Origin of the sequence: Clostridium fessum (genome assembly GCF_003024715.1) — a bacterium.
In the GTDB taxonomy this organism is placed as follows: domain Bacteria; phylum Bacillota; class Clostridia; order Lachnospirales; family Lachnospiraceae; genus Otoolea; species Otoolea fessa.
In genome coordinates this window covers 336,387-349,202 of the sequence record NZ_PYLO01000001.1, presented here as the reverse complement: position 1 = coordinate 349,202, position 12,816 = coordinate 336,387, and the positions used below count along the sequence as shown (strand labels likewise).

The following is a 12,816-nucleotide window of genomic DNA, read 5'->3' as shown; positions in this document are numbered from 1 at the left end:
AGGAGGCTTAAATGTCGGAATATATCATTGAAATGAAGCACATCACAAAACGTTTCCCAGGTATCGTGGCAAACGATGATGTGACGCTTCAAATTAAAAAAGGTGAGATCTTCGCACTGCTTGGCGAAAACGGTGCCGGAAAATCAACTTTGATGAGCATGATATTTGGTATGTATGAACCGGATGAAGGTGAGATCTTCATCCGGGGTAAGAAAGAACAGATTCATTCGCCAAGCTACGCAACAAAACTCAATATTGGTATGGTCCATCAGCATTTTAAGCTGGTACAGAATTACACGATTACAGAAAACATTATTCTGGGTTTAAAGAAGAAAGACAAACTGTTTGGAATCCTTCCCTATGTTGATTTAAAAAAAGCAGATCAGGAGATCGAGGCGCTTTCTAAGAAGTACGGCCTGGAAGTCAATCCGACCGATGTGATCGAAAATACAAGTGTATCGACACAGCAGCGTGTCGAGATCCTGAAAATGCTGTACCGGGAAGCTGAAATTCTGATCTTTGATGAGCCGACAGCAGTGCTGACGCCTCAGGAGATTGAATCCTTGCTGACGATCATCCGCAACCTCAGAGATGATGGAAAAACCATCATCCTGATCACCCATAAGCTGGAGGAAATCAAAAAAATTGCAGATAGATGTGCGATTTTAAACAGAGGAAAGCTCATCGATGTTCTGGATGTCGCCACGACCTCTACAAAGCAGATGGCCAATTTGATGGTTGGACGGGAAGTTTCTTTTGAAGTAGAGAAATCAGAGCCTCATTACCGGGAGACTGTGTTAGAGGTAAAGAATCTCACTGTAAAAAATCAGGATCATTTTGAAGTAGTAAAAAATGTATCCTTTTCTGTCCACGGCGGAGAAGTATTTGCCATTGCCGGAGTATCCGGCAATGGTCAAATTGAGATTGCAGATGCGATTGCAGGAGTTGAGAAGGCAGCTTCAGGTAGTATTCTTCTGAATGGAGTCGATATCACCAATTACTCCATCCGCAAACGAACCCTGGAAGGAATCTCTTATATTCCGGAGGATCGGCAGAGCTGCGGCCTGGTCATGGATTTTACCCTGGAGGAAAATCTGGGACTGAAAAACTACTTCCGAGAACCATTTTCCCATAAAGGTGTACTGGATAAAGCAGAATTTTCCCAGTACGGAAATGAACTGATTGACCGGTATGACATCCGGAGCAGTCAGGGAAACAAGACCATTGTCCGCTCCATGAGCGGCGGTAATCAGCAGAAGGCCATCATCGGAAGAGAGATTGAACTTCAGTCTCCTCTGATGATCTTTGTGCAGCCAACCAGAGGTCTGGATATCGGAGCCATCGAAAATATCCATAAGCAGATTATCCGACAGAGAGATGCAGGAAAGGCAATCCTGCTGATTTCGTTAGAGCTGGATGAGATCATGAATTGTGCAGATACCATCGGAGTAATATATAATGGAGAAATCCAGAAAATAGCAGCTGCAAAAACGCTTACATCAAATGAAGTGGGAGAATTTATGATGGGGGTGCACCAAAATGCTGAAAATTAAACACAGATTGAAAAAGATGCTTGTCAGACTCCTGGGAAATGAAAAATACCAGGGTATCACCATTCCCATGTCGGCCATTTTCTTAAGCCTTCTGGCTGGAGCTGTGATCATTCTTTTGCTTGGCAAGAATCCTCTGTCGGCCTATGGTAACCTTCTTCAGGGGGCTGGATTCCTCCCGAAACCGAGTTATGCCGGATATAAGAATATGCTGACCGACTTCACCAGTTATATGAATGCCTGGACTCCGATGCTTTTTGCGTCTCTGGCAGTAGCAGTCGGTATGTGTGCCGGACTCTTTAATATCGGTGTCTCCGGTCAGATGCTTACCTCTGGTTTTATCACAACTCTGGTGATCGGATATAGTTCCCTTCCGGCAGCGGTGGCTAAGCCATGCGTACTGATTGTCGGAGCAGTCGTTGGTGCACTCATCGGTGCACTTATTGGCTGGTTAAAATACAAATTTAATATCAATGAAGTCGTATCTTCGATCATGATAAACTATACGGCCCAGTATGTGATCAGCTTTTTCATCAACACGTACTATATCAATCCGGTTTCCAGGCAGTCCCAGGCCGTCTCGAAAGCATCCCGCCTGACTCTGATGGACACACCCGTCGGAAACTTGAAAATGGATATTCCCTTAGGAATCCTTCTTGCAGTTCTGACTGCAGTCCTGGTGAAGTTCGTGTTAGATCGCACCGTATTTGGCTATGAACTCAAATGCGTGGGACTTGGAAGAAAAGCGGCCATGTATGCAGGTGTCAATGTTGGCAAAAGCATGATCATGGCGATGATGTTCTCCGGTGCATTAGGAGGCCTGGCAGGAGTGACGTACTACCTGGGGTATTTTGGTTCGATTCAGCCCCGCGTCCTTCCAAGCACCGGTTTTGATGCCATCGCAGTGGCACTTCTTGCAGGAAACCATCCCATCGGCATCATATTTTCATCTCTTCTGATCACAGTGATCAGCAAGGGCAGTACCTACATGAATTCAGCATCCGGTCTGGAATCAGAGATCGCATCCGTTATCACCGGATTGATCCTGCTGTTTTCCGCCTGCGGTGTATATATCCGTTACAAAGTGAATCGAATGAAACAAGAGTTAAATGAAGAGACAGAAAGGGGGATCAGCTGATGGAACGAATCCTGATTGATGGTTTATCCTTTGCGATCCCGCTGTTCGTAATGGCAATCGGAGGGATCTACAGCGAAAAGAGCGGCGTGACGAATCTGGCTTTGGAGGGATTGCAGGGAATGGGGGCATTTATAGGCGCCTTTGTGGCCGTTCTGGCTGCAGGCTATTTTGGAAGCAATTCCCAGGTTCCTTATTATCTCGCAATTGTATGTGCCATGGCAGGTGGAATGCTGTATTCGCTCTTATATGGACTGTTATGTATCCGTCTGAAGGCAAATCAGATCATTGGCGGAGTCGTGATCAATATCCTGGCTATGTCACTGACTGCATTTTTTACAAAACTTTTAAACCGCCTTGTGTTCGGTGCAGCTTCGGAAAAATTTGTTCTGGGTGTGTCTGCACGGTTTACAATTCCGCTGCTCTCCGGCATCCCAGTAATTGGAGCCGCATTTAAAGATGTCTATCCATTTGAGATCCTGATCCTTCTGATCGCAGTTGTTGCCTGGTATGTGCTGTATAAAACGCGTTATGGCATGAATCTTCGTGCCTGTGGAGATAATCCTCACGCAGTAGACGCAGCAGGAGAGAATGTTACCCGGATCCGTCTGATTGCAGTCCTTGTATCCGGTGCTTTGTCCGGTCTGGCTGGAATCAGCTTTGCTTATTCCATTTCAGCGAACTTTTCTTCCAACATCTATGTGGGATACGGATATCTGGCGATTGCAGCCATGATATTCGGAAACTGGAAGATCCTTCCTACACTTGGATCCTGCCTGCTGTTTGGTTTTGCCCGATCCGGAGGCTATTATCTTGTCCAGAAGATGCAGATGCCCAGCAGTTACTCGGATCTTGCCATGACGCTGCCTTATATCGTTACAATGCTGCTTTTGATTTTCTTCTCAAAATACAATCGTGCTCCTCGTGCACTTGGAGAGATTTACGACAAAGGAAAGAGGTAGAACATGAATATTCGTTTTTATAATGCCCAGATTCTTCCGATGAATGGAAATATGGATATCATCCACGGAGAGGTATGGGTCGAAGGGAACACTATTACATATGTAGGTCCTCATAAGGAATGCGGCAATGTGTGGGACCGTGAGATCGATGCAGAAAAAAATCTCATCATGCCGGGCTTTAAAAATGCACATACGCACACAGCCATGACGTTTCTTCGATCCTATGCGGATGATATGCCGCTGCAGGACTGGCTGACAAAGCAGATCTTCCCGATGGAAGCAAAATTACAGCCGGATGATATCTACTGGCTCTCCAAACTGGGAATCATGGAATACCTGACCAGCGGTATTACCTCCTGCTTTGATATGTATCTGAATACAGAAATGATGGCTAAAGCATCGGTAGAATGTGGATTCCGGAGTGTACTCGTCAGCGGAATCAATGATTTTTCCTCTTCATTGGAGGAAGTGGAGGCAGATTTTAATACCTACAACCAATATGATGAGCTGATCAGGTATTGTCTGGGATTTCATGCAGAATACACTTGTTCCGAAGAACTCTTAAAAAAGATTGCCGAGCTGTCACAGCGCTACAAGGCTCCTGTATTTGCTCATATGTCAGAAACAGAACGGGAAGTGGCAGAGTGTGTACAGCGCCATGGAACTACACCTGCAGCTTATCTGGATTCCTTGGGCTTATTTGAACATGGGGGCGGTGGATATCATTGCATTTGGTTTACCGATGAGGAAATAGAACTCTTCCGCAGGAAAGGACTGACAGCGGTAACCAATCCTGGATCCAACACAAAACTTGCAAGCGGCATCGCCAACACTACGGCATTTTTGAAACACGGAGTCAATATGGCCATCGGCACAGATGGACCAGCCAGCAACAACTGCCTGGATATGTTCCGGGAAATGTTTTTAGTGACGGGACTGGGAAAACTTCATGATCGGGATGCATCTGCAGTACCAGCAGAAGAAGTTCTGAAAATGGCAGTAACCGGCGGTGCAAAAGCAATGGGACTGACAGACTGCGACTGCCTTGCAGAAGGCAAAAAGGCGGATCTGATTATGATCGATCTGAACCAGCCGAATATGCAACCTATCAACAACCCGATGAAAAACCTGGTATACAGCGGAAGCAAACAGAATGTGAAGATGACCATGATCAACGGCAAGATCCTCTATGAAGACCAGAAATTCTTCATTGGGGTGGAGCCAAAGGAAGTTTACAAAAGGGCAAATGAGATCATAACCCGAATGAGACAATCGTAGGTAAAAGCGTTAAATTCCGTTGACAACACATTCTTTATTTGATACTATTTATCAAGTAAATTCAATATTCCATGAGGGAGTAGTTAGCGCGAAAGTGTGGTTTGTCAACATTCTGATTATAGCAACTGTATAATCTGGCAAATCTTAAATAATGAGACTCATGTATATCGATGGACAGTTTTTGTATGATGCATAGCTGTCAGTTGATATACATGAGTTTTTCTTTTGTGCATTGATGCAAAAAAGAGAGGACATCATAATCGACAGTGAGCGGTGAGGGAACATGCATTACATCTAGGAGGAAATGAAAAATGATGCTGTTTTTTAAAGTGTTTTTTACAGAATTTATCGCAGAGATGGGCGATAAAACCCAGCTTATGCTGATTGCTCTGACTTCAAAATATAAGTTGAGAGATATTATACTAGGAACTGCGGCGGCGATTCTTGTTCTGAATGGTCTTGCCGTTCTGGCGGGCGGACTTGTCAGTGAATTTATTCCTGACTGGCTTATTAAGATGATTGCAGCACTTGCATTTCTGTATTTCGCCGCATCGACTCTTGCCGGTGATGATGACGAAGAAGAGGAGGAGGGCGGTAAATCAAAGATTCAATTCGCACCCTTAGCTGTTTTTTGCACATTTTTTGTGGCAGAACTGGGAGATAAGACTCAGCTTACAGCCATCACGTTCGGAGCCAATGAAGGCATGAAATCAGCCTTTGTTGTATGGATTGGATGCTCTCTGGGACTTTTTGCAGCGGATATTCTCGGAATGCTGGTTGGATATCTTTTAAAGAGCAAAACTCCCGATGGGCTGCTGAATACACTGGCATTTGTTATTTTTTCCATATTTGGTGCTTTCACACTTCATCAGGGACTGAACATGATGAACGCAAGAGTCTGTCCGATTCCGGTATGGCCGGTATGGATTGCTGCGGCTGTTATTTTTACTGCCTTATGTGCCTGGATCTATATAAAAAGAAAGAAGGAAAATAAATGCGATATTTAAAACCACATTTTTATGATAAATTTGTCTGTACAGCAGGAGATTGTCCGGATAGCTGCTGTGCCGGATGGCAGATCATGATTGATGAAACCTCTCTGGAGCGATATGGAAATGAAAAGAGCGAGTTCGGAACGCGATTACGCAATTCTATTGACTGGGATGAAGAATGTTTTTACCAGAACAATCGGCGCTGTGCATTTTTAAATGAAGAAAATCTCTGCGATCTTTATAAAGCACTGGGACCAGATTCTCTTTGTGATACCTGCCGGATGTACCCGAGACATACGGAAGAATACGAGGGACTTCGGGAATTATCTCTTTCCCTGTCCTGTCCGGAGGCGGCTAGAATCATTCTTTCCTGTAAAGAACCGGTCCGTTTTCTGGAAGAAGAGGACGATTTGGAGGACGATTTTGAAGAATTCGATTTTATGATGTTTTCCCAGTTGGAAGATACAAGAGATGTTCTGTTTTCGATTTTACAGGATCGATCCCTTCCTCTGACACTCCGAATGTCGGCATCCGAACAGCTGACAGAACAATATCAGATCCGGGTGGAAGAGCAGAAGGAATATGAAATTGATGAACTTCTGCGAAACTGTGAAGCTCATCATCAGAGAAAAAAACTCCAGGAATTTGTATCAGAAAGTCTTGCTGAAAAAGGCATTGATGCAGCATCTCTCCATCGGTGGGCACGCCAGATAGAAGAATTGCAGGTACTACGCGGTCTGGAACGCCTGCGTCCGGAATGGGATGATGTGCTGGATGGTGCTGAAAAGTGGCTGTATCAGGGAAGTGAGGAAACCTATCATAAAATTTGCGAAGAATTTCATAAGGCATATGGAAGCTTAGGAAGTCACAAAGAAGAATGGGAAAATCTGGGCGAGCAGCTTTTAATGTTTTTTGTCTATACCTATTTTTGCGGGGCTGTCTACGACGATATGGTCTGTTCCAAGATGGAACTGGCATTGTTCTCTGTCCGCTGGATACAAGAATTTCTGATGGTCCGATGGCTTGAAAATGGAAAGAAACTTTCCATGAAGGATGTGGAAGAAATCTCCTGGAGATATGCCCGGGAAGTAGAACATTCCGATGATAACTTAAATGCACTGGAAGACTGGCTTTTTGAGCGGTATGCACCGGTTTAATCACCGAAAGAAGCATATTGCAAAAATGAATCATACGAACAAAAAAGCTCTATTCTATAAAATTGAGCGTACCGTATCTCCGGACGTCAACGAATAGCATAGAGCTTTTGAGTTAATTTTTGCCACATAATGCTTCTGTCATTTTCATGATAATAAGCAAAAGGTAAGCGTCAGTAAACCAAAAGGTTACCGCATAAGGCGCAGCAGACCGATTACTTTGCCAAGAATCTGTACTTTATCCACAATAATCGGATCCATGGTTGCATTCTCCGGCTGGAGACGATAGTGACCGTTCTCCTTGAAGAAACGCTTAACGGTAGCTGAATCATCGATGAGTGCAACCACGATCTCGCCATTCTCTGCGACACTGGTCTGTTCCACGATAACACGATCTCCGTCATAGATGCCCACATCGATCATACTATTGCCGCGGACTTTCAGCATAAAAGTTTCGCTGTTCGGAAGCAGTTCTGCCGGAATCGGGAAATAGTTCTCCACATTCTCATCAGCCAGAATCGGCGCACCGGCTGCTACAGTACCGATAAGGGGTACATTTACCAGTTCACGGCGGGACAGGTTAAAGGTGTCATCAACGATCTCGATGGCTCTCGGTTTCGTCGGATCCCGGTGAATATATCCGTTCTTCTCAAGCTGTTCCAGATGAGAGTGGACAGAAGAGGTAGACTTAAGCTGTACCTTTTCACAAATTTCACGTACCGTCGGCGGATAACCTTTCTTTAAAATGCATGCTTTAATAAATTCCAAGATCTCTTTCTGTTTATCTGTAATACGTCCCTGTGCCATATAGATTCCTCCTGTCGATGAAGTATATAAAATGTTTTTAATATCGGATATACAGTGATTCTGGCAGGATACAAGTCGAACGCCCACCTGATGGGACCAGCAGCTGAATCACTGAAAGGTCTGGCCTATAGTAAGCCCTTATTATATTATATATAGTAACATATGTTCGGGCAAAATGCAAACTATTGTTCGTCTTTATCAATGTTTTCTTTTTTAAGCTGTTCTCTTGCCTGCTCAAGCAGCACTTCCAGACGGGCATTTTCTTTGTCTGCCTGACGAAGGAGTTCCTGCGTTTCCCGTTCTTTTTTGAATAGTGCGCGCTCCATCGTAAGCTCCGCCTGGGCTTTGCATTGCTGAAGACCCATATCAGCATCTGCTTTTTGTTTTGATAATTCCTGGGTAAGTTCTGTGAGTTTCTGCTGTAGTTCTTTATTTTCAGTTTCAAGTGCCAGAATCCGATCGGATGCATGCTGATAGGACTCTGACTTTACCTCCTGTTCCTTCTGAGAGTGAGAGAGCGCAAGTACGGTATCATGAAGTTCCTGTTTGCATTGTAAAAGTTCATTCTTAAGCATTTCTTCTGATTCTTTTGAATGTTCATTTTTCTTCAGCTGATTTTGTGCCTCTTCTAGTTTCTCCTTCAGCATCTGGTTGATCTGTTCCTGGTCAGCTGCGCTTTTTCTGAGCGATTCTAACTGTTCAGTGAGTGTCTGTTCCTGCTTGGTCAGCAAAGCGGACTCTGCATCCATTTTTTTCTTTTCTGCTTGAAGTTGTTCCACTTTTTTCTGTAACTCTGTGAGGCGCAGTTCTTTTCTCTGAAGTTCAGAAGAGAACTCCTCCCGTGCTCTGGCTTCTGCATTCTGGTTCAATTCCAAGCTATACAGATATGCGGAGGTGATGGACTTAACCATGGTTTCAAACTCCTCAATCTCGACACTTCTCCCCGGGATTGAGGATTTGGCTTGATTTAACTCAAACACCTGCATCACATGATCAAAGCCCTGGGCCTGGTTCATTCCTTTTTGTTCGCAAAATGCACGGAAAGCATCCGCTGTATCGGAATCGATTCGAAAGTTTGCCTGTTTAATTTCTCCCATATTCTATATTCTCCAATCTATTTTTTTGTAACTGTTTATGCAACTATTCAGTAGGTCTGCGCATTTACTGCGCTGACCGTACGAAAACATGGGTCAGCAGGCAAAAATCCCATTGCCGTAGGCAATTTTTAATGGATTTTTGCGTGTGACTGTGAAGGTACTGAACAGTTACCTGTTTGTTTAATACCCTGACATTCTTGCTGCGAGATGGTAACGGTTCATACTCATGTAGACAGTTACGCGAGATAATACTCTGCTTATCAAACTGATTTCAAAGAAGTGCTTTGCAAAGATCATGCGCCAAGTCTTATAACGTTCGATTTAAATTGAAATTTCAAATTGCGTCATACTTTATTTTATATATATAGATTATCATGAAACCACAAGGGCGTCAATCTGATTCTGTGATATGTTATATATATGTTATACATGATTATTGTTATACATAGATTATGATTTTGATAGTAAAAATAGGAATGAAACTATCAACTATTCGTGAAAGGATGCTTTCGCGAATAGTTTCATCGACTTTTGTGGTTATATTTGCCAGAAATAGCAGCGCAGTTTTGTGCAATATGTATGATTCCCTATAAAAATCTATATACCTAAAGTATTTAGATTTTTATAGGGAGCAGGTGTCTGCTGCTTACGAGCAGAGCCGCGTTTTCTTACGGCACTTTTGAAACCGAAAATACCGTAAGAAAAGGTGGTGGCAACAGAAATTTGCCGTATTTAAATGCGAAGACACGGAAAATTTCGTTACTGGGCACGTATGCGTGAACAGTAGCAAGCTGCGAACAAATGTTTGCTTTTTTCTTTCGAAACCATTGACAAACATTTGTTCGTATCGTATAATGTAGCTATACAGAACAGATGTTCCTGACATTTTTATAATATTCAAATCTCTTCTCATTCTTTAAGAACAGATTTGAATACAAAAAGACGATTCCAACAAAACACGAGAGGAGAAGATTGCAAATGTATACGTTGAAAAAAGGTGTTATGGTTTTAGCTGTTGTTTTCATCATGCTGCTTTCGGGCTTTTTTGGACGGAGTCTGATGTATGTGATGGCTGAGGAAGAAGCAGATACTAGACCGGAAAAGTACTATACCAGTATTCATCTGAAAGATGGAGATACGCTCTGGAGCATTGCTCAGACATATTGTGCAGATTCGGAGGAGTCAGTTGAAGAGTATGTACGGGAGCTGCGCCAGATGAACAGTCTTTCGGATGACCATATTGACGCAGGGCATTACCTGACCATTCGTTATTATAAATAAATCGTTACCGTTCACATACACGTACACACAACCGATAACAGAGACAGAATCAAATTTATAGAATTTTCCATATTCCTGTCCGTAGTCTGTTCATTTAATCTATTTTCTGGTAGAATAAAGTTTAGCAAGCAGTCTATATCTGATTAAATGACAAGCGACAGAAGAACAGGAGGAAATAAGGATATGAGTATTGTATATCACGAATCATCGAAGATATTTCATTTATATAACCAGACCATCAGCTATATCATGATGGTTCTTCCAAACGGACATATGGGACAGCTGTATTATGGGAAAAAGATTCGTGACAAGGAAGATTTCTCATACCTTCTTGAATTAGCTCCCAGAGACATGGCATCTTATCTCTATGAAAACGATCGCACCTTTTCACTTGGACATATTAAGCTGGAGTACGGTACTTACGGAAGCGGTGATTACCGTCATCCGGCAGTAGAGATTCTCCAGAATGATGGAAGTACCTATTCAGATTTTCAATTTACTGGATATCAGGTTACATCCGGAAAGCCAAAACTGCCAGGACTTCCTGCTACTTATACTGAACAGGACGGGGAAGCTGAAACTCTTATTATTACGTTAAAAGATACCCATACTAATCTGGAGCTGCATCTTTTATATACAATATTTGTCGAGGGCGGTGTCATTGCCCGAAGTGCTTCTATTTCCAATCAGGGAGACATTTCTGTACAGGTTCAGACCGCGATGAGTCTTTGCCTGGATCTTCCTGACCACGATTATGAGTGGATGCAGTTTTCTGGGGCATGGGCGAGAGAGCGCGCACTCCACACACGCAGGCTTGAGTATGGCATTCAGGCGATTGACAGCACCCGGGGACATTCTTCCCATGAGCAGAATCCGTTCATTATTTTAAAACGCCCTTCGGCTGACGAATTTCAGGGAGAAGCCATTGGCTGCAGCTTGATTTACAGCGGTAATTTTCTGGCTCAGGCAGAAGTGGAGTCACATGGAACCACCCGTCTTATGATAGGAATTAATCCGTTTGGCTTTAGCTGGGAGCTGAACCCTGGTGAAACCTTCCAGACTCCGGAGGCAGTGCTTGTTTACTCCTCTCAGGGACTTAACGACATGAGCCAGACTTTTCACCGGCTGTATCGGCGCCGACTGGCAAGGGGGTACTGGCGTGATCGCGAGCGCCCAATCCTGATCAATAACTGGGAGGCAACTTACTTCAATTTTACCGAAGAAAAACTTCTACAGCTGGCTTCCAGAGCGCAGAAATGCGGCATAGAGCTGTTTGTTTTAGATGACGGCTGGTTTGGTGCCAGAAGCAGCTCAAAAGCCGGACTGGGCGACTGGGAGGCAAACCGTGACCGTTTGCCAAACGGTCTTTCCGGACTGGCACAGAAGATAGAAGCGCTCGGTATGAAGTTTGGTCTCTGGATCGAACCGGAGATGGTAAATGCCGATTCCGATTTATTCCGCACGCATCCTGATTGGATCCTCCAGGTTCCAGGGCGAACGCCTTGTCACGGACGTTACCAGTATGTATTGGATTTTTCCCGGCAGGAGATCCTTGATTACATCTATGAAAAGATTGCATCGATTCTGGAAGGCGCCTCCATTTCCTATATCAAGTGGGATATGAACCGAAGTCTCAGTGATGTATGGAGCAGAGGAGTTTCCGCCAGACAGCAGGGAGAAGTATTTCACCGCTATATTCTGGGTGTTTATCAGATGTATGAGCGGCTGACAACACGCTTTCCGGACATTCTGTTCGAATCGTGCGCCAGCGGCGGAGCGCGTTTTGATGCAGGTATGCTGTATTACGCACCGCAGGGATGGCTCAGTGATAATACAGATGCGATTGAACGCCTGCGGATTCAATACGGTACTTCCTATGGTTACCCGATCAGCTCGATGGGATCCCATGTATCTGCTTCTCCGAACCATCAGCTTCATCGTCAGACACCGCTTTGGACACGTGCCAATACCGCGTTCTTCGGAACTTTCGGCTATGAACTGGATCTGGCACAGCTCGGAGAAGATGAGCTATCTGAATTAAAAATTCAGACCGCCTTTATGAAACAGCACCGGTCCCTGATTCAGTATGGTACTTTTTACAGACTTTCCAGTCCGTTTGAAAACAATATCACTGCCTGGATGGTAGTCAGTGAAGACCGCACAGAAGCCCTGGTCGGCTGGTACCGGACACTGAATGTAGCCAATGGTCCGTTTACGCGGCTGTATTTACAGGGACTGGAAGAATCCGATCTTTACAATGTCACGGAATATACAGAAGGACATGAAAGTGCCGTAAGCACCCACTATGGTGACGAACTGATGAATTTAGGACTGATTACCAGTGACGCCTCTTCCGGACAGTATATGGATGGTAGAAGAGAGAGCTGCGACTTTGATTCTCGCCTGTTTTATGTACAAAAGCAGGCTGAATAATAAATAAGATAAAAGCATTGAAAGGGGATGCTCCCGAATCTGGTTTTTAAAGAAGAATCCCTGTAACTGTTCAGTAGGTCTGCGCATTTACTGCGCGTGACTGTGAAGGTACTGAACAGTTACGAAT

10 protein-coding genes are annotated in these 12,816 nt (G+C 44.1%); 8 read left to right on the top strand and 2 right to left on the bottom strand.

What is annotated here, in order from left to right:
* Positions 1 to 11 precede the first annotated feature (11 nt).
* From C7U56_RS01700 to fliB, 6 genes are all read left to right on the top strand, one after another.
* Entirely contained in the window at positions 12 to 1,553 is a 1,542-nt protein-coding gene (locus C7U56_RS01700; RefSeq protein WP_106999894.1) for an ABC transporter ATP-binding protein, read from the top strand.
* Positions 1,540 to 2,688, top strand: coding sequence for an ABC transporter permease (locus C7U56_RS01695; RefSeq protein WP_106999893.1), 1,149 nt, complete (start codon positions 1,540 to 1,542; stop codon positions 2,686 to 2,688). The genes C7U56_RS01700 and C7U56_RS01695 overlap by 14 nt, the downstream gene beginning before the upstream one ends.
* Complete coding sequence (locus C7U56_RS01690; RefSeq protein WP_106999892.1) at positions 2,688 to 3,647, top strand: ABC transporter permease; 960 nt, start codon at positions 2,688 to 2,690, stop codon at positions 3,645 to 3,647. Before C7U56_RS01695 ends, C7U56_RS01690 begins: the two co-directional genes overlap by 1 nt.
* A gap of 3 nt (positions 3,648 to 3,650) precedes the next feature.
* The gene (locus tag C7U56_RS01685) at positions 3,651 to 4,925 is read left to right on the top strand and encodes an amidohydrolase family protein (protein WP_106999891.1); all 1,275 of its coding nucleotides are present in this window, start codon (positions 3,651 to 3,653) and stop codon (positions 4,923 to 4,925) included.
* A 311-nt stretch (positions 4,926 to 5,236) separates the two neighbouring features.
* On the top strand, positions 5,237 to 5,932 hold the full coding sequence (locus C7U56_RS01680; protein ID WP_106999890.1) for a TMEM165/GDT1 family protein: 696 nt from the start codon (positions 5,237 to 5,239) through the stop codon (positions 5,930 to 5,932).
* Positions 5,920 to 7,074, top strand: a complete 1,155-nt coding sequence (fliB, locus tag C7U56_RS01675; RefSeq protein ID WP_106999889.1) for a flagellin lysine-N-methylase — start codon at positions 5,920 to 5,922, stop codon at positions 7,072 to 7,074. The genes C7U56_RS01680 and fliB overlap by 13 nt, the downstream gene beginning before the upstream one ends.
* A 186-nt stretch (positions 7,075 to 7,260) precedes the next feature.
* Here the strand turns inward: fliB and lexA are convergent, their stop codons facing one another.
* Both lexA and C7U56_RS01665 read right to left on the bottom strand, forming a co-directional pair.
* Positions 7,261 to 7,878 carry a transcriptional repressor LexA gene (lexA, locus tag C7U56_RS01670; RefSeq protein WP_022359416.1) on the bottom strand — a complete coding sequence of 206 codons (618 nt, stop codon included), beginning with the start codon at positions 7,876 to 7,878 and terminating at the stop codon, positions 7,261 to 7,263.
* 182 nt (positions 7,879 to 8,060) lie between these two features.
* Positions 8,061 to 8,975 carry a coiled-coil domain-containing protein gene (locus tag C7U56_RS01665; protein WP_106999888.1) on the bottom strand — a complete coding sequence of 305 codons (915 nt, stop codon included), beginning with the start codon at positions 8,973 to 8,975 and terminating at the stop codon, positions 8,061 to 8,063.
* A gap of 978 nt (positions 8,976 to 9,953) precedes the next feature.
* Here C7U56_RS01665 and C7U56_RS01660 point away from each other — a divergent pair.
* Both C7U56_RS01660 and C7U56_RS01655 read left to right on the top strand, forming a co-directional pair.
* Positions 9,954 to 10,256, top strand: coding sequence for a LysM peptidoglycan-binding domain-containing protein (locus C7U56_RS01660; protein WP_022359414.1), 303 nt, complete (start codon positions 9,954 to 9,956; stop codon positions 10,254 to 10,256).
* 183 nt (positions 10,257 to 10,439) lie between these two features.
* A complete protein-coding gene (locus C7U56_RS01655; protein WP_106999887.1) occupies positions 10,440 to 12,689 on the top strand; it encodes an alpha-galactosidase in 2,250 nt (749 codons plus the stop codon).
* The last annotated feature ends 127 nt before the right edge of the window (positions 12,690 to 12,816 follow it).

Bases quoted from the DNA above. Each gene is read 5' to 3' on its own strand.
- C7U56_RS01700 (WP_106999894.1), top strand. From the start codon at position 12: ATGTCGGAATATATCATTGAAATGAAGCACATCACAAAACGTTTCCCA.
- C7U56_RS01695 (WP_106999893.1), top strand. From the start codon at position 1,540: ATGCTGAAAATTAAACACAGATTGAAAAAGATGCTTGTCAGACTCCTG.
- C7U56_RS01690 (WP_106999892.1), top strand. From the start codon at position 2,688: ATGGAACGAATCCTGATTGATGGTTTATCCTTTGCGATCCCGCTGTTC.
- C7U56_RS01685 (WP_106999891.1), top strand. From the start codon at position 3,651: ATGAATATTCGTTTTTATAATGCCCAGATTCTTCCGATGAATGGAAAT.
- C7U56_RS01680 (WP_106999890.1), top strand. From the start codon at position 5,237: ATGATGCTGTTTTTTAAAGTGTTTTTTACAGAATTTATCGCAGAGATG.
- fliB (WP_106999889.1), top strand. From the start codon at position 5,920: ATGCGATATTTAAAACCACATTTTTATGATAAATTTGTCTGTACAGCA.
- lexA (WP_022359416.1), bottom strand. From the start codon at position 7,878: ATGGCACAGGGACGTATTACAGATAAACAGAAAGAGATCTTGGAATTT.
- C7U56_RS01665 (WP_106999888.1), bottom strand. From the start codon at position 8,975: ATGGGAGAAATTAAACAGGCAAACTTTCGAATCGATTCCGATACAGCG.
- C7U56_RS01660 (WP_022359414.1), top strand. From the start codon at position 9,954: ATGTATACGTTGAAAAAAGGTGTTATGGTTTTAGCTGTTGTTTTCATC.
- C7U56_RS01655 (WP_106999887.1), top strand. From the start codon at position 10,440: ATGAGTATTGTATATCACGAATCATCGAAGATATTTCATTTATATAAC.